Here is a 25,350-nt window from a genome sequence, read left to right as displayed (position 1 = left end):
CGCGTCCTGGGACGGGCCGCCGGCCGGCGTAGTGTATCAACTGATCCAGAAATGGTAGGCTCGCGCCATGGCGCGCACCAGGGAGTTCGACATCGACCAGGCCCTCGACCGTGCCATGGACCTGTTCTGGCGCCGCGGCTACGCGGCGACGTCGCTCCAGGACCTGCTGGCCGAGCTCTCCATCGGCAGCGGCAGCCTCTACGCCGCCTTCGGCTCCAAGGACAAGCTCTACGCCCGCGCCCTGGAGCGCTACTGCTCCCGGTACGCCGGCGGGCTCGTCGAACTGCTCGAGAACGCGGACGAGGTCCGCCCCGCCGTCCGCACCGCGCTGGAGCAGATGGTCGAGGCCGACCTGGAGGACCCCGAACGGGGCTGTCTGCTGGTCAACGCCGCCACCGAGCGCGGCGACGACCCCGACACCGTCGACCGCGTCACCGTCACCATGCGCCTGCTGGAGTCCGCCCTCGCGGCGGCGCTGGAGAAGGCGAAGGCCCGGGGGGAGCTGTCCGCCGACAAGGAGCCGGTGGAACTGGCCCGTTTCCTCACCACCTTCGTCCAGGGCCTGCGCGTCGTGGGCCGGGCCCGCCTCGGCCGGGCCTTCGTCGAGGACGCCGTCGGGACCGCCCTGCGCTCCCTGGACTGAACGCGCCGGACCCGCCCGGAACCGGGGCGGCGCCCGGCGGTGTCCCCCTCACCATGGGACCGATCGTCACCGGCGTCCGCCGGCTCGTGCTCTTCGGCTGGACGGAGGCACGCTGCTGCGCCTTCGCCGTCGCGCTGATGGCGGGCGTGGCCGGCTCGCGGCTGCTGCCGCCGCTGCCCGTCGCCCGCTACGACCTGCTGCTCTGCTACGGGGTGGCGCTCAGCGCGCTGTTCTGGGCCTGCGGCTGGGAGCGCGGCCGTGACGTCGCCGTCATCGCGGTGTGCCACGCCGTCGGGCTGCTCTTCGAACTCGTCAAGGTGCACCTGGGCTCCTGGAGCTACCCCGAACCCGCGCTCACCAAGTTCGGCGGCGTCCCGCTGTACGGGGGCTTCCTCTACGCCGCCGTCGGCAGCTACGTGTGCGCGGCCTGGCGGCTGTTCGAGCTGGGCCTGACCGGCTACCGCCGCCGCGCCATGACGATCCTGGCCGCGGCCGTCTACCTCAACTTCTTCACCCACCACTGGCTGCCCGACGCGCGGTGGCTGCTGGCCGTCCTGCTGCTCTGGACGACGGCGGGCACCTGGGTGCACTTCACCGTCGACGGGGTGCGCCTGCGGATGCCGCTGGCGCTCTCCTTCGTCCTCATCGGCTTCTTCCTCTGGGTCGCGGAGAACGCCGCCACCTACGTCGGCGCCTGGCGCTACCCCGACCAGGAGCACGGCTGGGTGCCGGTGTCCCTCGCCAAGTTCGGCGCCTGGGCGCTGCTGATCAGCGTCACCTTCGTCGTCGCCAGTCGCGCAGTCGGTGCCAGGCCTCCAGGCCGTCGGGCACCCATTCCCGCTCCGGCAGGAGGCGTTCCAGTTCCTCCTCCGTCACGAAGTCGTACCAGGCGACCTCCTCGGCCTGCGGTACGACCGGCGGACCGCAGCGCACCTCGTACACCCGGGACCACCAGGTGTGACCCGCCGCCGCCCCCGTCCCCTCGTACAGGAAGCTGAACAGCGGCGTCGGACGCGGCAGACCGCAGACCCCCAGCTCCTCCTCCGCCTCGCGCAGCGCCGCGTCGTCGTACTCCTCGCCCGCGCCCACCACACCGCCGACGAACATGTCGTGGAGGGAGGGGAAGACCAGCTTCTCCGCGGTGCGGCGGTGCACGAACACGCGCCCCTCGCCGTCCCTGGCCAGGACGAAGACGCAGCGGTGCCGCAGGCCGCGCGCGGTGGCCTCGCCGCGCGTCGCCCGGCCGACCACCCGGTCCTGCTCGTCCACGATGTCCAGCAGCTCGTCCGCCGAGCGCGGAGCGTCCTCCATGGTGCCTCCCGTCCTTCGCCGTGCCCGTGGGCCGGGTACGCGCCCCATGATCGGCCCCGGGGCGGGTTCCGGCCAAGCTCCCCGGCCCGGGCCCCGGCGCCGTCGTACGCGCGCAGAATCGGGGTCATGACGACCGCTCACACGAAGGTGCCGGGCCCGGCGGGGGTGCCGCTGCTCGGGTCGATGTTCGACCTGCTGCGCGAGCCCCTCGACACCTACGAGCGCGCGCGGCGCGACCACGGGGACCTCGTCCGCTTCAGCGCCGGCCCACCGGGGCTGCGCGCCGAGGTGCACGCGGTGTTCTCACCCGAGGGCGCCCAGCAGGTGCTGGCGACCGAAGCGGCCGGCTTCCGCAAGGACAGCCCCTTCTACGAGGAGGTCCGGCAGTCCTTCGGCAACGGGCTCCTCACCAGCCAGGACGCCGACTACCAGCGGCAGCGCAGGCTGCTGCAGCCGCTGTTCACCCCGCGCCGCGTCGACGGCTACGCGAGCGCCGTCACCGCCGAGGCCGCCGCCCTCGTCGCCGACTGGCACCACGCGCCCGACGGCACCGTCGACGTCCTGGAGGAGATGCACGGCCTCACCCTCCGCACGATCGCCCGCGTCCTGTTCGGCGGCGCGATCGAGCCGGCCGTCGACACCGTCCGCCGCCGCATGCCGGTCGTCAACGACTACGTCCGGCGGCGCGGCTTCGCCCCGGTGCGGACCCCCCGCCACTGGCCGACCCCCGGCAACCGGAGGGCGGCGGCCGCCACCGCCGAGCTGTACGCGGTCTGCGACGCGATCATCGAGCGCCGCCGCGCGGAGGGCGGTGACGGCCAGGACCTGCTCTCCCTGCTCGCCTCGGCCCGGGACGAGGACGGACGTCCCCTCGACCCCGCCGAGATCCGCGACCAGGTGCTGATCTTCCTCCTCGCCGGCCACGAGACGACCGCCACCTCGCTCGCCTTCGCCCTGCACCTGCTCGCCCGTCACCCCGAGGCACAGGGCCGGGCCCGGGAGGAGATCGACCGCGTCCTCGGTGGACGCGTCCCGGCGGCCGCGGACCTCGACGCCCTGCCGTACGTCACGGCGGTCCTCAAGGAGGCCATGCGCCTGTACCCGGCCGCGCCCGTCATCGGCCGCCGCTCGGCCGCCGCCACCCGCGTCGGCGGCCACCTCGTCCCGGCCGGCGCGGACGTCATCGTCGTCCCCTGGGTGATCCACCGCCACCCCGGCCACTGGCCGGAGCCCGGGCGCTTCGACCCCGGCCGCTTCACCCCGCAGGCGGAGGCCGCCCGCCACCGCTACGCCTGGCTCCCCTTCGGCGGCGGCCCCCGCGCCTGCATCGGCAGGCACTTCTCCCTGCTGGAGTCCGTGCTCGCCCTCGCCGTGCTGCTGCGCGGACACGAACTCACCGCCGTCGACCACGACGTCCCCCTCGGCGCCGGCATCACCCTCCAGGCCCGCGGACCGGCCCGCTGCCGCCTCACGCCCCGCGCGGGGGTGTGACCGGCGGGCCGCCGGACCGCGCCCCGGACCCCGGGGCCGGTCCGCCGGAACCCTTCATCCGCGCACGCCGGGGCCGGTAGCGTGCCGCACGCGGGCGCCGCCGCTCCGTTCGCGCCGCGACGAGGCGTGTGCGAGCGTGGCCGGAGGCGTATCCGCACACGCCGCGGGTAGGGAAACGGGCCCCGAACGGTCCTACGGAGGCGAGTGATGAAGCGACCCAGGATCCTGGTCGTCGGCGGCGGCTTCGCGGGCATGGAGTGCGTGCACCGGCTGGAGCGGCGGCTGACTCAGGACGAGGCCGAGATCACCCTGGTCACGCCCTGGAGCCACCAGCTCTACCTGCCCCTGCTCCCGCATGTCGCCGCCGGCGTGCTCACCCCCCAGGCGGTCGCCGTCCCGCTGCGCCGCATGGTGCACCGCAGCGAGGTCATACCCGGGCGGGCGATCGGGGTCGACCCGGCCGCCAAGGCCGTCGTCATCAAGAAGATCACCGACGAGGAGCTCGTCAGGGAGTACGACTACCTCGTGCTGGCCCCCGGAAGCGTGACCCGCACCTTCGACATCCCCGGCCTCAGCGAGTACGGCCGCGGCATGAAGACCCTGGCCGAGGCGGCGTACATCCGCGACCACGTCATCGCCCAGCTGGACCTGGCGTCCGCCACCACGGACCAGGCCGAGCGTGAGTCGCGGCTGCAGTTCGTCGTCGTCGGCGGCGGCTACGCGGGCACCGAGACGGCGGCGGTTTTGCAGCGGCTGACCACGGCGGCGGCCAAGCGCTACCCGCGCCTCGATCCGGCCCTCATCAAGTGGCACCTGATCGACATCGCGCCCCGCCTGATGCCCGAACTCGGCGAGAAGCTCGGCCTGAAGGCGCTGCAGATCGTCAGCGAGCGCGGGGTCGAGGTCTCGCTCGGCGTGTCCGTCGCCGCGGTCACCCCCGACACCGTGACCTTCACCGACGGACGCAAGCTGCCCTGCCGCACCCTCATCTGGACCGCCGGCGTCGTCTCCAGCCCCCTGGTGGCCACGCTGGGCACCGAGACCGTCAAGGGCCGGCTCGTCACCGACCCCGAGATGTGCATCCCCGGCGCCGACGGGGTCTTCGCCCTCGGTGACTCGGCCGCCGTCCCCGACCTCGACGTGGGCGGTGGCGCGGTCTGCCCGCCCACCGCCCAGCACGCCATGCGGCAGGGCAAGGCCGTCGCCGAGAACGTCGTCGCGGCACTGCGTGGCCGCCCCCTTCAGCCGTACCGGCACAAGGACCTCGGGCTCGTCGTCGACCTCGGCGGGGTCGAGGCGGTCTCCAAGCCGCTCGGCATCCCGCTCAGCGGTCTCCCCGCCCAGGTCGTCGCCCGCGGCTACCACCTCGGTGCGCTGCGCACCTTCCCCGCGCGCTTCCGTGCCGCCGCGGGCTGGTTCCTCAACGCCGTCGCCGGGGACGACTTCGTCCGCACCGGCTTCCAGGCCCGCAGGCCGGCCGCGCTGAAGGACTTCGAGGTCACCGACATCTACCTCTCGCCGGAGGAGATCCGCCGCCACGTCGAGTCGCTGCGCGCGACGGCCGCTTGACCGTCCCACACGTGCACCACCCCCACCCACATCTCGAACGCCCACATCTGAACACCGACACCGCTGACGGCGAGGGACATGACCCAGCGACGTGAGACCCTGCGCATCGCCAACTGCTCCGGCTTCTACGGCGACCGCGTGTCGGCCGCCCGCGAGATGGTCGAGGGCGGCCCGATCGACGTACTGACCGGCGACTACCTCGCCGAGCTGACGATGCTGCTGCTCTGGAAGGCCCGGCAGCGCGACCCCGAGGCCGGCTACGCCCTGTCCTTCCTCGCCCAGATGGGCGACGTCCTCGCCACCTGCCTGGACCGCGGCATCAAGATCGTCGTCAACGCGGGCGGGCTCAACCCCGCAGGTCTCGCCGGAAAGCTCCGCGAACTGGCCGCCCTGGCAGGGCTGAGCCCCTCCGTCGCCCACCTGGAGGGCGACGACCTGCTCGACCGGCTGCCCGGACTCCAGCACGAGGGCCACCCGTTCGCCCACCTGGCCACCGGGCTCCCGCTCGCCGACGCGGACGTGCGCCCGCTCACCGCCAACGCCTACCTCGGCGCCTGGGGCATCACCGAGGCGCTGCGCGCCGGGGCGGACGTCGTCATCTGCGGCCGCGTCACCGACGCCTCCCTGGTGGTCGGTCCCGCCGCCTGGGCCTTCGACTGGGCCACCGACGACTGGGACCGGCTCGCCGGCGCGGTCACCGCCGGGCACATCATCGAGTGCGGGGCCCAGGCCACCGGCGGCAACTACTCCTTCTTCACCGAGGTCGAACGGCCCGTGCGCCCCGGTTTCCCCATCGCCGAGCTGCGGCCCGACGGCTCCAGCGTCATCACCAAGCACGCGGGCACCGGGGGCGCGGTCACCGTCGACACGGTCACCGCCCAGCTGCTGTACGAGATCGACCGCCCCGCCTACCTCAACCCCGACGTCGTCACCCGCTTCGACACCGTGACCCTGGAACAGGAGGGTCCCGACCGGGTCCTGGTCTCCGGCGCCCGCGGCGAACCCGCCCCCGACACCCTCAAGGTGTGCCTCAACCACCATGGCGGCTACCGCAACACGGCCACCTTCGTGCTCACCGGCCCCGACATCGAGGCCAAGGTCCGGTTCGCCGAGGCGTCCCTGCTCGACGCGACCGGCGGCCCGTCCGGCTTCGAGACGTACGACGTCCGCACCGAACCCACCGCCACCGGCGCCCGGCTCACCCTCACCGTCAAGGACCCCGACAAGGACAAGGTCGGCCGCTCCCTGTTCGGCGCCATCGTCGGCACGGGCCTGTCCACCGCGCCCGGGCTGCACATGGAGCACTTCTCGCCCAGGCCCACCGAGTACGGCGTCCACTGGCCGGCCCTCGTCCCCGCCGCCCTCGTCCACCCCGAGGTCGTGCTGCAGGACGGCACCCGCGTCCCCGTGCCGCGCCCGCCCGTCACGTCGGTACGCGTCCCCGCGCAGCCCCCGGCCCCGCCCGCCCGGCCGGCCGAGGGCCCCACCGTGCGCGCCCCGCTGGGCCTGCTCGTCGGCGCCCGCTCCGGCGACAAGGGCGGCGACGCCAACGTCGGCCTGTGGGCCCGCGACGACGCCGCCTACGGCTGGCTGCGCGACTGGCTGGACGTCGAACGGCTGCGCGCCCTGCTCCCGGAGACCGCCAAACTCGCCGTCAGCCGCTACGAGCTGCCCAACCTGCGCGCCCTGAACTTCGTCGTCCACGGCCTGCTCGGCGACGGCGTCGCCGCCTCCACCCGCCCCGACCCGCAGGCCAAGGGGCTCGGCGAGTACCTGCGCGGGCTGGAGGCCGACATCCCCGCGGTGCTCGTACCCGGGCAGCGCCGCGAGGCATGATCGCGCCATGAGCAACCTCGACCTCCATCCCGCGCCCGCCACGTGCGGCGGGCGTGAGGACGTGTCCGCGAAGCCCGTCCACGACCTGCTCACCGGACGCCTCGTGCCGCTCGGCGAGAGCAGCGTCGTACGCCGTCTGCTGCCCAACCTCGGCCGCCGCATGGTCGGCGCCTGGTGCTTCGTCGACCACTACGGTCCCGACGACGTCGCCGACCAGCCCGGCATGCAGGTGCCCCCGCACCCGCACGTCGGGCTGCAGACCGTCAGCTGGCTCCACGAGGGCGAGGTGCTGCACCGCGACACCCTCGGCAGCCTGCAGACCGTACGGCCGAGGGAACTGGGCCTGATGACCTCGGGCCGGGGCATCGCCCATTCGGAGGAGTCCCCGCGCGAGCACGCCCGCCTCCTGCACGGCGCCCAGTTGTGGGTCGCCCTCCCGGACGCGGCCCGGCACCGCGAGCCCGCCTTCGAGCACCACGCCGGCCTGCCGGTGCTGAACGGCGGCCAAGGGCTCACCGCCACGGTGATCCTCGGCGAGGTGGACGGCGCGGCCTCGCCCGGCACCGTGCACACGCCCCTCGTCGGCGCCGACCTCGCCCTCGCCGCGGGCACCGACGTGACGCTGCCGCTGGAGCGGGACTTCGAGTACGCGGTGCTGTCGATGTCCGGCCGGGCCGACGTCGACGGTGTGCCCGTCGAGGCCGGTTCGATGCTCTACCTGGGCTGCGGCCGCACCGGACTGCCGCTGCGCGCGGACACCGACGCGGGCCTGATGCTGCTCGGGGGCGAGCCGTTCGAGGAGAAGCTCGTCATGTGGTGGAACTTCGTCGCCCGCGACGGCGAGGAGATCGCCCGTGCCCGCGAGGAGTGGAACTCCGGCAGTGCCTTCGGCACCGTGCACGGCTACGACGGCGACCGCCTCCTCGCCCCGGAGCTCCCCGCGACCCCGCTCAAACCCCGCGGACGCGAACGCTGACCGCCGCGCGGCGGTGGCCGCCTCGACCGCCTTGGAGGGACCGGCGACGGGTCAGCGCTGGGCCGACCGCATGCACTGCGTCCATTGGGGTCTCCCTGGCCGGTTGCATGGGCCGCGCCGAGGCGTGCGGTCGCGTGAACTCGCCAGCCAGGGCAGGCCTCCTGGGCGGCGTTCGGATTCTCGAGGTCCGCGCGCGGGGGCGGCGGACGCCCGCTGGGCGCTGACCGGCCGTGAGGGCCCGCGGCCGCCGACGTGTGTGCGCTTCGCGAACTCGCTCACCGTCTCGGCGTCCTGGAGTGCCCTGCTCGCCGATGCCCCGCTCGCTGCGGCGGGCGTACTCCGGGTACTGACCGGCCGCGAGGGGCCCGCGGTCCTCCGCGGCGCCGTCGCGGCCTGCGCGGAGGCGCTGCGCCGCGCCGTCGCCGTGTGCGGTTCCAAGGGTCCCCCCGAGGCATGCGCGAACTCGCCCACCGGGCCGGTCTCCTGGGCGCGCCCGGTTCGCGGTGGCGTCGCCGGGCCGACAGGGACCCGCGCCGACCTTGCGGACTGCGCGGCTGTGGCCGGCTCGACCCTCGTGGAGGGCCGGTGCTCCCGCGCGGGGTGCGGGCGCGTCGTGCTGCTCCGTCGCGGAGACCTGAGGCCCCTGGCGTCCCCCTCGCGATCGGTGCGGCCGTGGTACTGCGCCGCACGGCCGGCCCGGCGGGCTCCGTGGGTCCCGCCGAGGCGTGCGTGTCACGCGAACGCGCCTGCCGCGCGGCCTTCCGGGACGGCTCCCCGCCGCGGCGCGGGGCGGCGCTGCTTCCTGGCTTCCCCGGCCACGGGGCCCGAGACGCCGGGCGGCGGTTCCCGGCCGACTCGGAGGACCCTGCGGACGCGTACACGCCGCGCGAATTCCCACCGCCGGCCTTCCCAGGCGCCCTCCGGGTCGTCACGTCCGCGAGGCGCCGGGGGTCCCGTGCCGCCCGGCGGCCCGGGCCGTCCGGCGGACCGGGCCGTCCGCCGGCAAGCGCCCGCGCTGTCAGACGCGGAAGACCGCCCCGACGAACTCCGTCAGCAACCGTTCCTTGAGCGGTACGGGCAGTCCGTCGAGCAGCGCCAGTACCGGGGCCATGCGGTGTGGCAGCCCGGTGCCGCCGCCCATGCCGGCGAAGGCCAGTACCGCCTCCACCTCCTCCGGTCCGAGGGTGGCCGGGTCGAGTTCCGCAGCGAACTGCGCGACCGCCGGGTCCACCGTCACCGGGTCCAGGGCGCGGGCCGCCTTCAACGCCGCGTCCAGGTCGGTGAGGAGCGCGTCCACCAGACCGGCCGCCGCGGGGGTCAGGGTCAGGTGCAGATTGGGCGGCAGCCCGTCGAAGGACAGCTGCGGCTGCAGGTACCAGCCGCGTTCGCGCATCTCGTCGGCGAGGTGGAGCAGCAGGCTCAGGTCCGGTGTGCCGTCGGCACCGAGCAGCGTGAACGCGAGGAGCCCGGCCTGGGGATCGCCCAGCACCCGCACGCCCTCGACGGCGCGCAGCCCCGGCAGCAGCCGGTCGGCGGCCGCGGCGGTGCGCTCGGCAAGCGCGCGGTAGCCGTCCTCGCCGATGTGCCGCTGCACGGCCCACGCCTGGGCCAGCAGCCCGGCCGACTTGGTGCCCTGCACGGTGGGGTTGACCACGGGGTAGCCCGGCCAGCCCGCGTGCGCGAAGTACTGGTGGCGGCGCAGTTCGGCGTCCCGGTAGAGCACCACGGAGGCGCCCTTGTCGGCGTAGCCGTACTTGTGCAGGTCCACCGAGAGCGAGGTCACCCCGGGCACCGACAGGTCGAAGGCCGGCACGTCCCGCCCGGCGCGCCGCAGGTAGGGCAGCAGCCAGCCGCCGATGCACGCGTCGACGTGGCAGAGCACGCCGCGGCCGGCCGCCGCGGCGGCGATCTCCGCGACCGGGTCGACCACCCCGTGGGCGTACGAGGGCGCCGAGGCCACCACCAGCGCCGTGCGGTCGGTGATCGCGGCCGCCACGGCCGCCGCGTCGGCCCGCAGCGTGTCCCGGTCCACCGGCACCACCACGGTCTCCAGACCGAGGTAGGCGGCGGCCTTGTGGAAGGCGGCGTGCGCGGTGGAGGGCAGGACCAGCTGCGGCGCGGTCACCGCGCGCACCGCGCGGGCGTGGTCCCGGGCGGTCTTCACGGCCAGCAGGATCGACTCGGTGCCGCCGCTGGTGAAGGTGCCCTGGGCGCCGGGCGTGCCCAGCAGGGCCACGGCGGCGGCGATCAGGTCGTTCTCCAGTCGGGCGACGCTGGGGAAGACCGTCATGTCCAGCCCGTTGACGGTGGCGAACGCCGCGTACGCCGAGGCGGCCAGCTCGTCCACGCCGGACAGCCCGGAGTCGTAGACGTAGGCGAAGGTGCGGCCGCCGCGGGTGGGGGCGTCGTCCGCGCGCAGCTCACGCAGCTGCGCCAGCACCTCGCCGGCGGGGCGGCCCTGGGGGAGGGCGGGGGAGGGAACGGGCTCAGTGGGCATGGTCGTCGGTGTCCTCGGGCGGGTCGGTGCGGTCGGGGGTCTGCGGGGCCGGGCCGGAGTCCACGGGGTCCTCCCGGTAGCGGTGGAGCAGCCACAGGCTCGCGGCGGCGAGCACCGCGGGCAGCACGCTCATGCCGGCGGTGATGCCGGTCAGGGCCGAGTCCGGCTGGTCGACGTGGTGCGCGGCGTCCGAGGAACGGAACCCGCTCACCGCCAGCACCAGCGCGAAGGCCCCGGCGCCCAGCGCGAACGCCAGCGTCTCGGCGGCCGTCCACAGCCCGGTGAAGGTGGCCGCCCTGCGCCGCCCGGTGCGGACCGCGTCCGCGGCCAGGGTGTCGGCGAGCATCGTCAGCGGGAGCAACTGCAGCCCCGCGTAGGCGATCCCGACGGCGGCGACCGCCGGGTAGCCGAGCGCCGGCCCCGCGTACGGGGTCAGGGCCAGCAGGGCGGCACCGGCCACGAAGAGCAGCGAGGCGCACCACTGCGCGTACGTCACGCCGCGCGCCCGGGCCAGCCGGTTCCACAGCGGCATCACCAGCACCAGCGGGCCGATCATGCAGACGAACAGCGGGGTGACGGCCCCCGCCGAGCCCAGGGTGTACGTGGCGAAGTACTGGACCCCGGCCAGCATGATCCCCACGGCGAGCGCCTGCAGCGTCCACATGCCCACCAGGAACAGGAACGGCCGGTTGTCGCGGGCCGCCGCCAACTGTGCCCGCAGCGAAGCCTCCGACTCGCTGCGGGCGACCGACGGCGCGTGCCGGGTGAAGCGCCAGGCGCCGAGCATCCCCACCAGCAGAAGGACCGCCACGACCGCCCCCATCAGCCGGTAGCCCGCGGGCGTGTCGCCGTATCCGTGGGCGACCGCGGGGGCCAGCGCGCCCGACAACAGGATCGCCACCCCGAGGAACGCCACGCGCCAGCCCAGCACCCGGGCGCGCTCGCCGGGGTCGTCCGTCATCTCGGCGGGCATGGTCACGTACGGCACCTGGAAGACGGCGTAGGCGGTGGCGGCCAGCAGGAAGAGCACCGCCACGTAGCCCGCGGCGGCGGCCCCGCGCAGCGGCGGCGCCGCGAAGACCAGCGCGAACAGTGGCGGCAGCGTGAGCGCCCCGGCCAGCAGGAACGGCCGCCGGGAGCCGCCCTGCAGCCGGCTGCGGTCGGCGGCCGCGCCCACCAGGGGGTTGACCAGCACGTCCCACGCCTTGGGGAGGAAGACGGCCGCGCCCGCCACGGCCGCCGGGACGGCCAGCACATTGGTGAGGTAGTAGAGCAGGATCAGGCCCGGCACCGTGCCGAAGGTGCCGGTGCCCAGCGATCCCAGGCCGTAGCCGATCCGCACCTGCCGGGGCAGCGGCGGGGCGGACGCTCGGCCGGCGTCCTCGGCGGGTGCGGAGGGCAGCGTCTCGGACATGGCTCCCCTGCGGGTCCGGATCGACTCGGGGCGGCGTACGCGACGGCGTGGCGTACGCGACGGCGCGGCGTGCCGTGGCCGGACGCCGCGCCGTCACGCGTAGGAGATCACGCCGACCCGGGACTCGGACAGACCCCTGAACAGGTCAGTTCACGAAAAGGGCCGGTCCCGCCACCACCCGGCCCGCGACCTCGCCGAAGCCGATCCGGGTGCCGTCCGGCCCCGGGGCGGTCGCCGAGATGACGAGCTCGTCGCCGTCCTCCAGGAACGTCCGCTTCGTGCCGTCCGTCAGCACCAGCGGCTCCTCGCCGTTCCACGTCAGCTCGATCAGCGCGCCCCGCTGCTCGCGCCGCGGGCCGCTGATGGTCCCCGAGGCGAAGAGGTCGCCCGCCCGCAACGAGGCGCCGTTCACGGTCATGTGGGTGAGCATCTGGGCGTACGTCCAGTACATGGTGGAGAACGGCGGACGGGAGACGACCTCGCCCCGCAGCCGGACCTCCACGGCGATGTCGAGCCCGCGCGGCGGCGTCCCCGCGCCCCGGTCGTCCAGGTACGGCAGCGTCCCCACGTCGTGCGGCGGCGGGGCGACGCGCGCCGCCGACAGCGCGTCGAGGGGGACGACCCACGGGGAGACGGAGGTCGCGAACGACTTCCCGAGGAACGGGCCGAGCGGCACGGTCTCCCAGGCCTGGATGTCGCGGGCGGACCAGTCGTTGAGCAGGCAGACCCCGAAGACGTGCTCCTCGGCCGCCGCCAGCGGCACCGGCTCGCCCTGCACGGTCGGGCCGCCGACGACGAAGCCGAGCTCGGCCTCGAAGTCCAGCCGTTCGCACGGCCCGAAGGACGGGGCGGACAGGGCGGCGCCCCTGCGCTGCCCGTTCGGCCGGACCACCGGCGTCCCCGACACGACGATCGTGCCGCTGCGGCCGTGGTAACCGATGGGCAGGTGCTTCCAGTTGGGGGGCAGCGGCTCCCCGTCCGGGCGGAAGATCCGGCCGACGTTCGTGGCGTGGTGCTCCGAGGCGTAGAAGTCGACGTAGTCCGCGACGTCGAACGCGAGGCGGAGCGTGACGGAGCCGCGCGGCAGCAGGTGCGGCTCGACGGCCGCCCGGTGGGCCTCGTCGGTCAGCCAGGCGGTGACCAGCGACCGCACCGCCGTCCAGGCCGAACGCCCGGCCGCCAGCAACGGGTTGAGCGTCGGCGCCGTCAGCAGCCCGGCCTCGGGCCCGGCCGTTCCCGCTCCGGCGGCCCGTGCGGCGGCGCCCGCGTCGAGCACGTGGTCTCCGATGGCGACGCCGATCCGGCGTTCGTGCGGACGGTCCGCGGTGGTGAACACCCCGTACGGCAGATTGTGGACGCCGAAGGGGGAGTCGTCCGGCACGGCGACCCAGGTGGGGGCGGCCATGGCACCTCCAGATACGTCGGGGCCGCGCTTCCTCGCGCGGTCGGCTCACCCTAACGTCCAGCGTGGCCTTCGCCGCCGTGCGGCCCCGCGTCGGTAGTCTCGCCGGACATCACCCGTTCCGCCCCATTCGCGAACGAGGAGGACGACGATCAGCCCTCCCGTGAACCAGCCCCAGGAAGCCGACCAGCTGCGCGACCTGCTGCGCCGGCCGGCGTACCGCATGACGCTCGTGTTCTCCGCGGTGATCGGCATCCCGGTGTCCTTCCTGGCCTTCTGGTTCCTCGTCGCCCTCCACGAACTCGAGCGGCTGCTGTGGGAGGTGCTGCCCGGGCACCTCGGCCTGCAGACGCCCCCGTGGTGGTGGCCGCTGCCGCTGCTCACCCTGGCCGGTGCGGTCGTGGGCCTGGTCGTCACCCGTATGCTGGGCCGCGGCGGCCACGTCCCGGCCGGCGGCCTGCACACCGGCGGGATGGCCACCTCCGCCCTGCCCGGCGTGGTCCTCGCCGCCCTGGCGGGCCTGCCGCTGGGCGCGGTGCTCGGGCCCGAGGCCCCGCTCATCGCCTTCGGCGGCGCACTGGCGCTGCTCTTCCGCGACCTGGTCCGCTCGCCGGCGACCCCGCAGACCAACGCGCTGGTCGGCGCGGCCGGTTCCGCGGCGGCGATCGCCACGATCTTCGGCAACCCGGTGGTGGCCGCGGTGCTCCTGATGGAGGTGGCCGGGGTCGGCGGGTCCCAGCTGTTCGCCGTGATGCTGCCGGCCCTGCTCGCCAGCGGCGTGGGCGACATCGTGTTCACCGGCTTCGGCCGCTGGACGGGACTGAAGACCACCCACCTCGACATCGGCCTGCCCCGCCCGCCCACCCTCGACGCGGGCGACGTGGCGTGGGGCGTGCTGCTCGCCCTGGCGGTCGGAGTGGCCGTGCACCTGATCCTCACCGGCGGCAAGGCCGCCGCGGTGTTCGTCTCCCGCCGGCCGCTGCCGCACACCGTGCTCTGCGCACTCGCCGCCGGCGTGTGCGCCGCCGTGTACGCGCTGGCCACGGGCCGCACACCGGAGGAGGTCGCCTCCTCCGGGCAGGCGGCGCTGGCGCAGATGGCCGCCGACCCGCACGCCTGGCCGGCCGGCGCCCTGGTCGCGGTGCTGCTGTGCAAGGGCGTCGGCTACGGGCTGTGCCTGGGCAGCCTGCGCGGCGGCCCGATCTTCCCCTCGCTCTTCCTCGGCGGCGCCGCCGGGCTGCTGGCCGCCCCGCTGCCGGGTTTCGGGGTCGTCCCGGCGATGGCGGCGGGCATGGCGGCCGCGGGTGCCGCCGCGATGCGCCTGCCGGTGAGCAGCGTGGTGCTCGTGGTGCTCCTGCTCGGCAACACCGCATCGGTGCCGGTCGTGGTGCTGGCGGTGGTCGTCGCCTTCGTGGCGGCCGAACTGCTGCCGCAGGGCCCGGACATCCCGCCCCTGCCGCCGCTCGGCGGCGGGCGGCCGCCCGCGTCCGGCGCGGCGTCACGGCCCGCGTCGCCGCGCCCCTGAGGAGCGCCGGGTACGCGAACCCCCGGCGGGCGTCGCCATGGTGCCGGTTCAGGCGGCCTCCGCCCGGACGCGTCCGGTGCGGACGGCGTCCACGAGTGCCCGGTGGTCCCGTTCGTTCTGGTCCGCGTACGCCTCGGCGAACCCGGCGACGGCCCGGTCGAAGACGTCGGACCCCCCCAGGTACGCGGCGATCGCGATCCGGTCCCCGGACCGCGCGTGCGCCCGGGCCAGCGTGGCGCCGCACACCTCCCCGAACAGCGTCATCGTCCTGGGCACCAGGCTCTCGGCCACCACGATGCCCTTCCAGTCGCGCAACTGCCGTACGTAGAAGTCGCGCTGCCGCCCGTCGATGCCGTGGAGGCGTTCCCAGCCGAGGAAGATGTCGCTGGTCGCCTGCATCAGGCGCTGCCCGGCGACCACCCGCTCGCCCTGCGTACGGTGCGGGCCGGCCCCCGCGTACGGGGCCAGGACCGACTCCTCGGCCTCCTTCGCCTGCAGGAACAGCGGATCCTCGTCGTCCTTGCCCAGCAGGAGCAGGATCCAGCAGCGGGTCCCCACACTGCCCACCCCGACGACCTTGCGCGCGCAGTCGGCGAGCCGGTACTGCTCCAGCAGGAAGCGGCGGTCGGGCTGCAGGGAGTGGCCGTAGCGCTCGACCAGCCGGGAGATCTCCTTCTCCAGGGCGGCGCGGGCGTCGCCGTCGAGCAGGTCGCGCAGCGGCATCAGCAGCGGGGGATCGGGGGCGATCAGGCGCCTGCCGTCGATCACCCGGGTCAGCTTGTCGAAGACCTGCAGCGTGTCGTGGGCCCGCGCCCGGGCCCGGGCACGCTCCCAGCGCAGCACGTCCTCGCCGCCCATCATCGGGGCGAACTGCTGCTGCAACCGGTCCGCCTCGAAACGGGTGTACCAGACCTGCAGGTTGCCCATCCCGGCGAAGCCGCGCATCCGCCGCCGGTACGCTCCCACCGCCGCCCGCACCACCCCCGCGCGCTCGGCCGCCGAGAAGCCGTTGGCACGGCCCGCGATGACCAGACTGGCGGCCAGGCGCTTGACGTCCCACTCCCAGGGGCCCGGCAGGGTCTCGTCGAAGTCGTTGATGTCGAACATCAGCCGCCGCTCCGGCGAGGCCAGCAGCCGGAAGTTGAGCAGGTGCGCGTCCCCGCACAACTGGGCCCGCAGGCCCGAGCGGGGCGTGTGCGCGAGGTCCCCGGCCATGACCGCGGCCGCCCCGCGGTAGAAACGGAACGGCGATTCGGCCATGCGGCCGTAGCGGATCGGCACGAGCTCCGGCACACGCCGCGCCGACTGCCCCTCCACGACGTCCACCGGATCGGCCCGGTCCGCCGCGGGCGCGTACTCCGCGTGGGCGGAGCGGGGGGTCCTCTTGCGGGCCGCCTTGCCGCGCGCGGCCCGCTCCCCGGGCGAACTCCACCGGGCGTCCACGGTCATCGCGGTCACCGTCCTCCGGGCCGCACGGACCTCGCCGGGAATGCGTGGGTGCGCCGGCCCCCTCAAACGTAAGCCCGGCACATGGGTCCGGCGAGCCCGACCCGGGGCCGCGGAGTTGTGCCCCTGGGCGGTCCCGGTGACCATGACCCCATGGACGCGGCCGGCCACCTTCCGGGGCCCCCGGCCCCCGGCGGGGGCGGCGATGGTCCTTGACCTCGTCCTGATCGGGCTGGCCGTCACCCTGTTCCCGTTCCCGCTGATGGCGTTCGTGCTGGTGCTGAGCACCCGCGGCGGGGCGTGGAAGGGACTGGCCTTCATCGTTGCCTGGCTGGCCTGCCTGGTCGCGGTCGTCGCGGCGGTGCTGCTGCTGACCCAGGGCAAGCCCCCGGAGCCGAAGTCCTCGCCCTCGACGGCCGCCCTTGCCGGCAAACTCGCCGTCGGCGTCGGCCTGGTGGGCTACGCCGAGCACCGCAGGCGCCGCGCGGCGCGCCCCCACCGGCCGTCCCGGATGACGAGCCGCCTGGAGCGCGTCTCCGCCTGGTCGTCCGCGGGCCTCGCGGTGCTGCTCCAGCCGTGGGGACTGGTCGCGGCGGGCGCCGCGACCGTCGTCGAGGCCGACCTGTCCCACCTCGAGTCCTACCTGGCGCTCATGGCGTACTGCCTGATCGCCAGCTCCACCCTGCTGACGATGGAGGTCTACACCCTCGTCGCCCCGGACTCCGCCCGCGTCCGGCTGCGCGTCCTGCGCACCTGGCTCGACGGCCACCAGGACCAGGCGATCATCGGGCTGTGCCTGGTCATCGGGCTGGTCCTGGTCGCCAAGAGCCTCTACCAGCTCACCGCCTGAGCCTGCCCCCGCTGCGCCGCGCCGAGTTGCCGCCCCCGCCGGTCGCGGGCGTAATGCAGGGGTGGACATGATCCATGTCCGTGCGGTGAGCCCGCCGGACCTCACGGACCGGGCGCTGACCGCGCTCGGTGCCGATCCCTGCGTGCTCAACCTCGTCCTGCTGCGCGGCGGCGCCCGCCACCCGGACGGCGACGCCATCGAGTGCGACGTGCTGACCGGTGCAGCCAACACCGTCCTGCGCGGGCTGCGCGAACTCGGGATCGACCGCCGCGGATCGCTCGTCCTCGACCCCGTCGACGTCGTCCTCTCCGACACCGCCGAGCGGGCCGGAGCGGCCTCCCCCGGCGCACGGCTGCGCACCCCGGTGTGGGACCAGGTCGAGGCCCGCATCCGGGCCGAGGGCCGCTACCCGCCCAGCTTCCACCTGCTGCTGGTCATCGCCGGGATCATCGGCGCGGTCGGCATCATCAGCAACTCGCAGATCCTCATCGTGGCCGCGATGGTCGTCGGACCCGAGTACGGGGCCATCACCAGCGTCGCCCTCGGCATCGACCGCCACGACCGCGCCCGGGTCCGGGAGGGGCTCCGGGCCCTGCTCGTGGGCTTCGCGCTGGCCATCGCCGCCACGCTGCTCTTCGCCCTGCTCGTACGGGCCTTCGACCTGCAGCCGGAGGCCTTCCGGCTGGGGGTGCGGCCGGTCGCCCACCTGATCAACACCCCCAACTTCTTCTCCCTCGTGGTGGCCGTGCTCGCCGGGATCGTCGGCATCGTCTCCCTCACCGAGGCCCGCACCAGCGCCCTGCTCGGCGTCTTCATCTCCGTGACGACCATCCCGGCCGGCGCCGACCTCGGCGTCTCGCTCGCCTTCGCCTCCTGGGACGAGGCGCGGGGCTCCCTGTTCCAGCTGCTGCTCAACGTCGTCGTGCTGATCCTCGTCGGCACCGGGACCCTCAGGTGCCAGCGCGCCATCTGGCGCCGCATCAGCGCCGGGGCGGCGGCCCGGGCCGAGGTGCGATGACCCCCTCCCGGTGGTCCAATGGCACGGGGGATGGCGCGGGGGAAGGGAGCAGTGCCGTGAGCGACGCGATCGACGAGATGGGCCCCATCGACTACGTGGTGATCGAATTCCCCGGCAACCGCATGACCGGGGAGGCCTTCCCGCTCCTGCTCGACCTCGTGGACCGCGGGCTCGTCCGCATCCTCGACCTGACCTTCGTCCGCAAGGACCTGGACGGGAGCGTCGCCGGCCTGGAGATCGCCGACCTCACCGCCGCGGGACTCGGCGAGCTCGAGGTCTTCCAGGGCGCCTCCTCCGGCCTGCTCGGCGCGGACGACCTCGCGGACGCCGCCGCCGTCCTCGAACCGGGCAGCTCCGCCGCCGTCCTGGTCTACGAGAACCTGTGGGCCGCGCCCCTCGCCGTCGCGATCCGCCGGGGCGGGGGCAGGCTCGTGGCCGGCGGCCGGATCCCCGTCCAGGCCGTGCTCGCCTCCCTGGACGCCGCGGAGTCCGGCCCCTGATGACCCCTGGTCAGGCGTTCCCGCCGACCACGGTGAAACTCATCCACGGCTCCGCGTCGGGGATGCCCGGGTTGCTGGTCTTCGTCGCCAGGTAGGTGCTCTGCGTGCCTTCGAGGTTCTTGCAGCCGGGACCGGTGTGCAGGACCACGTCGTTGAGGGTGTTGTTCACGATCGACCTGGCACCCGTGGGCGGCAACTGGTGGCAGCCGTCCACCGACGGATTGTCCAGCTGCACCACCTTGTTGTCCGGCGTGGTGTACACCACCGTGCCCACCGCTTGGGAGTCCAGTCCGGAGCAGCCCGCGGCGCCGAGCAGAAGGAACAGGGCGCCGGCGCGGATGCCGTGCCGCCGGAGATCTGCCATGGTGAGCGTCCTCGTCTGTGCGGAGAGCGGTGCCAAGGCCACGCTGCCCCGAAAGCGGCCACGCTGTCATGCCGGGCACGCCCAGTCGGCCGAATCGTCCTCCCCCTGGTGGTGACGGCGGACCAGGTGCCGGCGTGCGGCCCGCCCGGCGCGGTGGTCGAATGGAGGTCAAGGAGCCACCGGAAGGGACGGCACCATGCCCGGTCTACTGCGTGGAGCGGTACGTACGGCCGTCGTCGCGGGCACGGCCACCGCGGTGTCGCAGCGGGTGGCGCGACGGCAGCAGGGCCGGTGGGCGGAGCAGGGCTACGGACAGGCGGCGGTCCAGGAGCCCACGGTCCCCGCCCCGCCGCCCGCGGCCGCCCCGCCTCCGCCACCCCCGCCCGCCCCGGGGGGCGACATGGCGGGGAAGCTGGAGCAGCTCAAGCAGCTCGGCGAACTGAAGGAGCAGGGAATCCTCACCGAGGAGGAGTTCCGGACGCAGAAACGCGCCGTCCTCGGCGGCTGACGGCGCGGCTCGCCGGAAGCGCCACAGACGCCTGTGGGCGGCTCCACCGGTCTCCCGGTGGAGCCGCCCACAGGCGTCTACGTGGTGTCCGAGGGGGGACTTGAACCCCCACGCCCGATAAAGGGCACTAGCACCTCAAGCTAGCGCGTCTGCCATTCCGCCACCCGGACAAGGTGTTCGCCGCCCGGCACTCGGCCCGGCGACGTGGAAAACAATAGCAAACATCCGGAGGTCCCCGATCACGCGCTTCCCGTGACGGGAGCGTGACGGCCGACCCGGGGCCCTCGCGGGCCCCGGAGGGCGCGGGGGAGGATGGCCGTGACCGACGAACGAAGGAGACAGCGTGAGTGAGTCGAACTCGGCCGCCCGTACGACCACCGGAGAGGACGAGGTCGTCGACCTCTGCCGGGACCTCATCCGGATCGACACCAGCAACTACGGCGACCACTCCGGGCCGGGTGAGCGGGCCGCCGCCGAGTACGTGGCGGAGAAGCTCGCCGAGGTCGGCCTGGAACCGCAGATCTTCGAGTCGCACAAGGGGCGGGCCTCCACCGTCGCCCGCATCGCCGGCGAGGACCCCTCCCGCCCGGCCCTGCTGATCCACGGCCACACCGACGTCGTGCCCGCGAACGCGGACGACTGGACCCACCACCCCTTCTCCGGCGAGATCGCCGACGGGTGCGTGTGGGGACGCGGTGCGGTCGACATGAAGGACATGGACGCGATGACCCTGGCCGTCGTGCGCGACATGCTGCGCAGCGGTCGCCGTCCGCCCCGGGACATCGTGCTGGCCTTCCTCGCCGACGAGGAGGCGGGCGGCGTCTACGGGGCGCGGCACCTGGTCGACCGCCACGCCGGGCTCTTCGAGGGCGTGACCGAGGCCATCGGCGAGGTGGGCGGCTTCTCCTTCACCGTCAACGAGGACGTGCGCCTGTACCTGATCGAGACCGCCCAGAAGGGCATGCACTGGATGCGGCTGACCGTGGACGGCACCGCCGGCCATGGGTCCATGACCAACACCGACAACGCCATCACCGAGCTCTGCGAGGCGGTCGGCCGGCTTGGCCGGCACGAGTTCCCGGTGCGGGTGACCAAGTCCGTGCGCGGATTCCTGGACGAGCTGGGCGACGCCCTCGGTACCGAGCTCGACCCGGAGGACATGGAGACCACGCTCGCCAAGCTCGGCGGCATCGCCAAGATCATCGGGGCCACGCTGCGCAACACCGCGGCCCCCACGATGCTGGGCGCCGGCTACAAGGTGAACGTCATCCCCGGCCAGGCCACCGCGCACGTCGACGGGCGCTTCCTGCCCGGGTACGAGGAGGAGTTCCTGGCCGACGTCGACCGGATCCTCGGCCCCCGGGTCAAGCGCGAGGACGTCCACTCCGACAAGGCGCTGGAGACCAGCTTCGACGGCGCCCTGGTCGACGCCATGCAGGCGGCGCTGAAGGCCGAGGACCCGATCGCCCGCGCGGTGCCGTACTGCCTGTCCGGCGGGACCGACGCCAAGTCCTTCGACGACCTGGGGATCCGCTGCTTCGGATTCGCCCCGCTGCAGCTGCCGCCGGAGCTCGATTTCGCCGGAATGTTCCACGGCGTGGACGAGCGGGTACCGGTCGACGGACTGAAGTTCGGCGTCCGTGTTCTCGACCGGTTCCTTGCGAACTGCTGAAACGACGCTCGCATTATCGACATTTCTTGCCGCTTAGCCGAAAAGAGTGAATGAATCCCGGCGGCAGTAGCGCGCCTTCTTCCGAGTCGTTGGTTCGTGTGCGGTCCGAGGTCGGGGCCGTTTTGCCAACAAGGAGGAAAAATGATCAAGAAGGTCGTCGCTGCTGCCGCTGTCACCGGAGGGCTCGTGGCTGCGGGTGCCGGCGTGGCCGTCGCCGACTCCGGCGCTCAGGCCGCCGCTGTCGGTTCCCCGGGGGTCCTCTCCGGCAATGTGATCCAGGTGCCCGTCAACATCCCGGTCAACCTGTGCGGCAACACGATCAACATCGTGGGGCTGCTGAACCCGGCCCTGGGCAACGCCTGCTTCAACAACTGACGTCGCGGCGGGCCGCATCGTTGCAGGCCTGATCCCGGCGGCCCCGGATGCGCCATCTCCGCGTTCCGGGGCCGCCGCACCGGCTAGGGGTGGGACACCGGTTTTCCGGCCCCGGGGGGTCATTCATTCCCCCGGCGGGCGATTGTCCGCCGGTTTCCGTATCGGAAAAGCAAGAGGCAGGGACATTCAATGCGACAAGTCGCGAAAAAGGGGCTGCTCACCGCAGTCGCGACAGGCGGCGTGCTCGCCGTCACCGGCGGTATGGCCTACGCGGACTCCCACGCGTCCGGGGTCGCCGCCGGCTCTCCGGGCGTTCTGTCCGGCAACACCATCCAGGCGCCGGTGAACATTCCGATCAACGCCTGTGGCAACACCGTCAACGTCGTCGGGCTCCTCAACTCGGCGGCGGGCAACACCTGCGTCAACGGCTCCATCGACCAGGGCAAGGGCCATGGCTACGGCCAGGGCAAGGGCTACGGGAAGAAGGAGAGCGGGGGCTACGGCAAGAAGGACAGCGGCAGCTACCGCGACAAGGACGGCGGCAAGGGCCACGGCGGCGGCAAGGGCTACGGCCAGGGCGGCAGCAAGGGTTACGGCGGCGGCAAGGGCTACGGCAAGGGCCACAGCGGTGACGACGGCTACGGCTACGGTCACGGTGGCGGCGCCTCGGCGCGCGCCGCAGCGGTCGGCTCCCCGGGCGTCCTGTCCGGCAACGTGATCCAGGCGCCGATCAACATCCCGGTCAACGTCTGCGGCAACACGATCGACGCCATCGGGATCCTGAACCCGGCGGCGGGCAACGCCTGCGTCAACAACGGTGGCTACCACCACGGCGGCAAGGGCAAGGGTCACCACCACAAGCCCGGGCACCACGGCAACCGCCACAAGCCGGGCAAGGAGAACAACGGTGGTGGCAACGGCGGCGGTGGCGGCGGCGGCGGTGGCGGCGGCGGTGGCAACCAGCCGCAGTCCATGGGCCACGGCGGCGGTCCGTCCCTGGCCCGCACCGGTGCCGGCGACATCGCCACGGGCCTGCTGACCAGCGCCGGTCTCCTGCTGGGCGGCGCGGTGCTCTTCCGCCGCGCCCGCGCGGTCAGGAACTGAGCCTTCCGGTCTCACCCCTTCGAGCGGGGCCCCGCGGTTCGCGGGGCCCCGTTCGGCGTGCCGGCGACCTCACCAGGTGGCGCGTATCTGCCGGATGATCCGGCGGCGCAGCCGCACCCTGCGGCTGCCGTCCGGGTAGAGGCGGAGCCGGTCGAGCTCCCAGTGACCGTACTCGGCGTGGTCGGTCAGCAGGCGATGAGCCTCCTTGCGGGAGACTCCCCGTGGCACGTACACATCTCTGAATTCGTATTCAGGCATCGCATCTATTGTGCGGGGAGCGCCTCGGTACGGATAGCGTCTTCTGCATGTCTGATGCCGCGCAGCCCACCGTTGCCGAGGTACGAGCCGCCGTCGAGGCGGTGAAAGCCGCGCTGGACCGCCACCTGGACGCGATCGAGAACCGCACCGGGGAGGACGATCCCGCGGTCTACCAGGCCTTCGAGGGCCTCGCCTCGGCCGCCGAGGCCTACGACGAGCTGCTCTACGACACCTACGACGAGGTCACCCCCTTCGAGGTGCCGCTCGGGGACACCCTCCCCGACTACTCCGGCCCCGGTGAACCGGGCGCGATCAGCGTCCTGATCCGCCGGGACTACACCGTGGCCGACCCGCAGCGGCTGCGCAGGCAGGCGGAAGGGGTCTCCGCAACCGCCGCGGCCGAGGGCGGGGACATCGGCGCGGCGGTGGGTGCCCTCTTCGGGGAGTACGAGCCCGACGAGATCGCCGAGCGCCACAAGGAGTTCGGCCTGGAGGAGGGCGACTCCACGCTGTGGGTCACCGCGGCGGAGCCCGCCGAGCCGGGCGAGTGGCTTGCCGCGCCCTTCGACCAGGCGGACCCGCGGCATCTGCTCTTCCGCCTCGACGTCAGCGCGGTCTACGACGACGCCGACGCGGACGAGCTCGACCGGCTGGCCTGACCGGGCGCGGGCGCGGTTCCCGCGGGCCCGGGGGAGCCGCCCGGGCCCGTGCGGCGGATCACTCCGCCGCGGCGGCGGCCGCCTGCTCGCGCAGGATGTCCCGCAGGCGAGTCGTCCGGTCCCGGGCGGGAACCTCCGCCACCGCGTGGGGGAGTGCCTGGTCGACGCCCTGCACCACGGACAGATGGCGCTCCCCGCGGCTGAAGGCGGTGTAGATCCAGGCCCGGGTCAGGGCCGGGGTGGCGTCCCCCGGCAGGACGACGACGGCAGCTTGCCAGCGGCGGCCCGCCGCCTGGTGCGCCGTGACCGCCCAGCCGTGCCGCACCTGGGCGGTCACCGCGTCGGGCGCGACCACCACGGGCGTCCCCCCGCAGTCGAGCCGCAGCCCCTCCGTGTCGGCGGAGACGACGGTGCCCGGAACGGCCGTCCCGGGGGCCGGGGCGTGCACGATCCGGTCGCCCGGGTCGAAGCCGCCGAAGCGGCCGGGCCCGGGGTTGAGACGCTCCTTGAGTGCGGCGTTGAGCGCCCGGGTGCCGGCGGCACCGCCGTGGCCCGGGGTGATCACCTGGGTCTGCTCAGGGGGCACGCCGATGGCCCGGGGCACGGAGTCCGCGACGAGCTGGACCGTGCGGTGCACGGCCTCGCCGGCGTCCCGCACCGGGACGATCACGACCTCCTTCCCGGGGGCGTCGACGGTGGCCAGCTCGCCGAAGCCGATCCCGGAGACCAGCTCGCCGATGGGGCCGGGGTCGGGCGTGCGCGAGGCGACCTGAGGGCACACCTTCGCCGCGAGCAGGTCGGAGAAGACCCGGCCGGGGCCCACGGACCACAGCACCGCCGGGTCCCCGGAGAGCACCAGGCGCGCCCCGTCGGGCACGGATTCCACCAGGGTCGCGGCCGTCTCCACGTCGAGCTGGGGCGCGTCCAGCACCGCCAGCAGGTCCAGCGCCAGCGCGCCGTCCTCGTCCCGGCCGGGGCCCTCGTGGCCCGCCAGCAGCCCGGCGAGGGTGGCGGTCGCCTCCGCGTCCACGGACCCGGCCAGCCGCCGCCTGCCGTCCTCGGTGGCCGCGACGGCCCAGGCCCGCAGCCCCAGCGACCGGGCGGCCGCGACCAGCGCCGCCGGTTCCGCGCGGGCCGCCTCCGCGCCGGTGTGGGCGACCAGCCCGCTCCCGGCGACCGCCCGGACCAGCGCCGCGGCGGACGGGGACGGGGCCGCCGCGGCCGCGCCCTCCCAGTCCTGCGACTCGTCCGCGTCGAAGGTGTTGAGGAGCCTGCTCAGGCCGTCCGCGAGGCTCTCCTCGGCGAGCGCGTAGCGGTCCAGGCCGAGGAGCAGCCGCACCGGCGCCTCCGCGTCCTCCTCGTCGGCCGCCGGACGGGCGCCGGCGCTCTCGTCCGGCACGTGGAAGACCAGCACCAGGCCGTCCGCGACGGCGGCCTTCAGGGTCTCCTCGGCGTCGGTGACCCCGTTCTGCCCGAGCGCCGCACCGAGCGTGGCCCACTCGAGCGCGGTGTGACCCCGCTCGGCGGCCCGTTCCAGCAGCCAGACGACCAGCGCGCGCACCCGCCGCCCGTCGTCGGGGCCGCCCTCGCCGCCGAGCAGCGCCTTGGCGAAGCCGTCGGCCTGGTCCACCCGGACCCCGGCGAGCGCCAGCACCTGCCACGGGTCCTCGCGCAACGTCTCCCCGGCCCGCTCGCCCAGCGCCGCCACGGCGGCCTCGGCGAGGCTCTCCGGTGCCCCGCCCGCCGCGAGCACCGTCCGTGCGGCCGCCACGGCGTCCCCGCTGAGCTGCGCGGGCAGCACGGGCCGTACCACCGGGGCCGGCGCCGGGGCGGGGGAGGGCGCGGCCGCGGGCCGCGACCGCGGTGGGCGCGAGGGCCGCGCTCGCGGTGGGCATCAGTTCCCCCGCGTTCAGCCACCGGCCGAAGTAGCCG

General features: G+C 74.3%; 22 protein-coding genes, 1 tRNA gene and 1 pseudogene. 15 read left to right on the top strand and 9 right to left on the bottom strand.

Going from position 1 to position 25,350, the window contains the following annotated elements; translation table 11 throughout:
• Nucleotides 1-67 precede the first annotated feature (67 nt).
• Both PV410_RS27740 and PV410_RS27735 read left to right on the top strand, forming a co-directional pair.
• A complete protein-coding gene (locus PV410_RS27740) occupies nt 68-643 on the top strand; it encodes a TetR/AcrR family transcriptional regulator (protein WP_500328410.1) in 576 nt (191 codons plus the stop codon).
• A 53-nt stretch (nt 644-696) separates the two neighbouring features.
• Nucleotides 697-1,467: pseudogene (locus PV410_RS27735) on the top strand (DUF817 domain-containing protein); the annotation flags it as partial.
• Here the strand turns inward: PV410_RS27735 and PV410_RS27730 are convergent.
• On the bottom strand, nt 1,418-1,954 hold the full coding sequence (locus PV410_RS27730; protein ID WP_500328408.1) for an NUDIX hydrolase: 537 nt from the start codon (nt 1,952-1,954) through the stop codon (nt 1,418-1,420). The pseudogene PV410_RS27735 and the gene PV410_RS27730 overlap by 50 nt on opposite strands.
• 126 nt (nt 1,955-2,080) lie before the next feature.
• Between PV410_RS27730 and PV410_RS27725 the strand changes: the two genes are divergently transcribed.
• The 4 genes from PV410_RS27725 to PV410_RS27710 all read left to right on the top strand — a co-directional run bounded on the left by PV410_RS27725 (nt 2,081) and on the right by PV410_RS27710 (nt 7,826).
• On the top strand, nt 2,081-3,445 hold the full coding sequence (locus PV410_RS27725) for a cytochrome P450 (protein WP_500328406.1): 1,365 nt from the start codon (nt 2,081-2,083) through the stop codon (nt 3,443-3,445).
• A gap of 207 nt (nt 3,446-3,652) precedes the next feature.
• Nucleotides 3,653-5,014 (top strand): NAD(P)/FAD-dependent oxidoreductase, encoded by a 1,362-nt coding sequence (locus PV410_RS27720; protein WP_500328405.1) that lies wholly within the window; start codon nt 3,653-3,655, stop codon nt 5,012-5,014.
• Between the two features lie 78 nt (nt 5,015-5,092).
• Complete coding sequence (locus tag PV410_RS27715) at nt 5,093-6,850, top strand: acyclic terpene utilization AtuA family protein (protein WP_500328403.1); 1,758 nt, start codon at nt 5,093-5,095, stop codon at nt 6,848-6,850.
• Nucleotides 6,851-6,857: 7 nt separating this feature from the next.
• On the top strand, nt 6,858-7,826 hold the full coding sequence (locus tag PV410_RS27710) for a pirin family protein (RefSeq protein ID WP_500328401.1): 969 nt from the start codon (nt 6,858-6,860) through the stop codon (nt 7,824-7,826).
• Nucleotides 7,827-8,844: 1,018 nt separating this feature from the next.
• On the opposite strand, the gene PV410_RS27705 is transcribed toward PV410_RS27710, so the two are convergent.
• The 3 genes from PV410_RS27705 to fahA form a co-directional block, all read right to left on the bottom strand.
• Nucleotides 8,845-10,323 carry a pyridoxal phosphate-dependent decarboxylase family protein gene (locus tag PV410_RS27705; RefSeq protein WP_500328399.1) on the bottom strand — a complete coding sequence of 493 codons (1,479 nt, stop codon included), beginning with the start codon at nt 10,321-10,323 and terminating at the stop codon, nt 8,845-8,847.
• Nucleotides 10,313-11,737 carry an MFS transporter gene (locus PV410_RS27700; RefSeq protein ID WP_500328397.1) on the bottom strand — a complete coding sequence of 475 codons (1,425 nt, stop codon included), beginning with the start codon at nt 11,735-11,737 and terminating at the stop codon, nt 10,313-10,315. Before PV410_RS27700 ends, PV410_RS27705 begins: the two co-directional genes overlap by 11 nt.
• Nucleotides 11,738-11,882: 145 nt before the next feature.
• The gene (gene fahA, locus PV410_RS27695; protein ID WP_500328396.1) at nt 11,883-13,142 is read right to left on the bottom strand and encodes a fumarylacetoacetase; all 1,260 of its coding nucleotides are present in this window, start codon (nt 13,140-13,142) and stop codon (nt 11,883-11,885) included.
• Nucleotides 13,143-13,362: 220 nt separating this feature from the next.
• Here fahA and PV410_RS27690 point away from each other — a divergent pair, with 220 nt between their 5' ends.
• Nucleotides 13,363-14,664 carry a chloride channel protein gene (locus tag PV410_RS27690; protein ID WP_500328592.1) on the top strand — a complete coding sequence of 434 codons (1,302 nt, stop codon included), beginning with the start codon at nt 13,363-13,365 and terminating at the stop codon, nt 14,662-14,664.
• A gap of 48 nt (nt 14,665-14,712) precedes the next feature.
• Here the strand turns inward: PV410_RS27690 and PV410_RS27685 are convergent, their stop codons facing one another.
• Complete coding sequence (locus PV410_RS27685) at nt 14,713-16,113, bottom strand: DUF2252 domain-containing protein (protein WP_500328394.1); 1,401 nt, start codon at nt 16,111-16,113, stop codon at nt 14,713-14,715.
• Between the two features lie 202 nt (nt 16,114-16,315).
• Here PV410_RS27685 and PV410_RS27680 point away from each other — a divergent pair, with 202 nt between their 5' ends.
• The 3 genes from PV410_RS27680 to PV410_RS27670 all read left to right on the top strand — a co-directional run bounded on the left by PV410_RS27680 (nt 16,316) and on the right by PV410_RS27670 (nt 18,478).
• Nucleotides 16,316-16,960 carry a GAP family protein gene (locus PV410_RS27680; protein ID WP_500328392.1) on the top strand — a complete coding sequence of 215 codons (645 nt, stop codon included), beginning with the start codon at nt 16,316-16,318 and terminating at the stop codon, nt 16,958-16,960.
• Nucleotides 16,961-17,021: 61 nt separating this feature from the next.
• Nucleotides 17,022-17,978 (top strand): DUF389 domain-containing protein, encoded by a 957-nt coding sequence (locus PV410_RS27675; protein ID WP_500328390.1) that lies wholly within the window; start codon nt 17,022-17,024, stop codon nt 17,976-17,978.
• 56 nt (nt 17,979-18,034) lie between these two features.
• A complete protein-coding gene (locus PV410_RS27670) occupies nt 18,035-18,478 on the top strand; it encodes a DUF6325 family protein (RefSeq protein ID WP_500328388.1) in 444 nt (147 codons plus the stop codon).
• A gap of 10 nt (nt 18,479-18,488) precedes the next feature.
• On the opposite strand, the gene PV410_RS27665 is transcribed toward PV410_RS27670, so the two are convergent.
• Nucleotides 18,489-18,842 (bottom strand): hypothetical protein, encoded by a 354-nt coding sequence (locus PV410_RS27665; protein WP_500328386.1) that lies wholly within the window; start codon nt 18,840-18,842, stop codon nt 18,489-18,491.
• Between the two features lie 196 nt (nt 18,843-19,038).
• Between PV410_RS27665 and PV410_RS27660 the strand changes: the two genes are divergently transcribed.
• Entirely contained in the window at nt 19,039-19,350 is a 312-nt protein-coding gene (locus tag PV410_RS27660; protein WP_500328384.1) for an SHOCT domain-containing protein, read from the top strand.
• Nucleotides 19,351-19,432: 82 nt separating this feature from the next.
• On the opposite strand, the gene PV410_RS27655 is transcribed toward PV410_RS27660, so the two are convergent.
• Nucleotides 19,433-19,520: transfer RNA gene (locus tag PV410_RS27655), tRNA-Leu, on the bottom strand.
• Nucleotides 19,521-19,693: 173 nt separating this feature from the next.
• On the opposite strand from PV410_RS27655, the gene PV410_RS27650 reads away from it, so the two are divergent.
• The 3 genes from PV410_RS27650 to PV410_RS27640 all read left to right on the top strand — a co-directional run bounded on the left by PV410_RS27650 (nt 19,694) and on the right by PV410_RS27640 (nt 22,501).
• A complete protein-coding gene (locus PV410_RS27650; protein ID WP_500328382.1) occupies nt 19,694-21,022 on the top strand; it encodes a M20/M25/M40 family metallo-hydrolase in 1,329 nt (442 codons plus the stop codon).
• A gap of 141 nt (nt 21,023-21,163) precedes the next feature.
• The gene (locus PV410_RS27645) at nt 21,164-21,397 is read left to right on the top strand and encodes a chaplin (RefSeq protein ID WP_018559022.1); all 234 of its coding nucleotides are present in this window, start codon (nt 21,164-21,166) and stop codon (nt 21,395-21,397) included.
• A 189-nt stretch (nt 21,398-21,586) separates the two neighbouring features.
• Complete coding sequence (locus PV410_RS27640; protein WP_500328380.1) at nt 21,587-22,501, top strand: chaplin; 915 nt, start codon at nt 21,587-21,589, stop codon at nt 22,499-22,501.
• Between the two features lie 69 nt (nt 22,502-22,570).
• Here PV410_RS27640 and PV410_RS27635 read toward each other — a convergent pair whose 3' ends face one another.
• Nucleotides 22,571-22,759, bottom strand: coding sequence for a DUF5703 family protein (locus PV410_RS27635; RefSeq protein WP_319133625.1), 189 nt, complete (start codon nt 22,757-22,759; stop codon nt 22,571-22,573).
• A gap of 47 nt (nt 22,760-22,806) precedes the next feature.
• Between PV410_RS27635 and PV410_RS27630 the strand changes: the two genes are divergently transcribed.
• Nucleotides 22,807-23,418, top strand: a complete 612-nt coding sequence (locus PV410_RS27630) for a hypothetical protein (protein WP_500328378.1) — start codon at nt 22,807-22,809, stop codon at nt 23,416-23,418.
• 58 nt (nt 23,419-23,476) lie between these two features.
• Here PV410_RS27630 and PV410_RS27625 read toward each other — a convergent pair whose 3' ends face one another.
• Nucleotides 23,477-25,219, bottom strand: a complete 1,743-nt coding sequence (locus PV410_RS27625) for a helix-hairpin-helix domain-containing protein (protein ID WP_500328377.1) — start codon at nt 25,217-25,219, stop codon at nt 23,477-23,479.
• Nucleotides 25,220-25,350: the final 131 nt, after the last annotated feature.

This window comes from Streptomyces sp. PA03-5A, assembly GCF_033792725.1.
Lineage (GTDB): Bacteria > Actinomycetota > Actinomycetes > Streptomycetales > Streptomycetaceae > Actinacidiphila.
The sequence above is the reverse complement of the archived record's forward strand: the minus strand, read 5'-3'. Positions and strand labels throughout refer to the sequence as shown.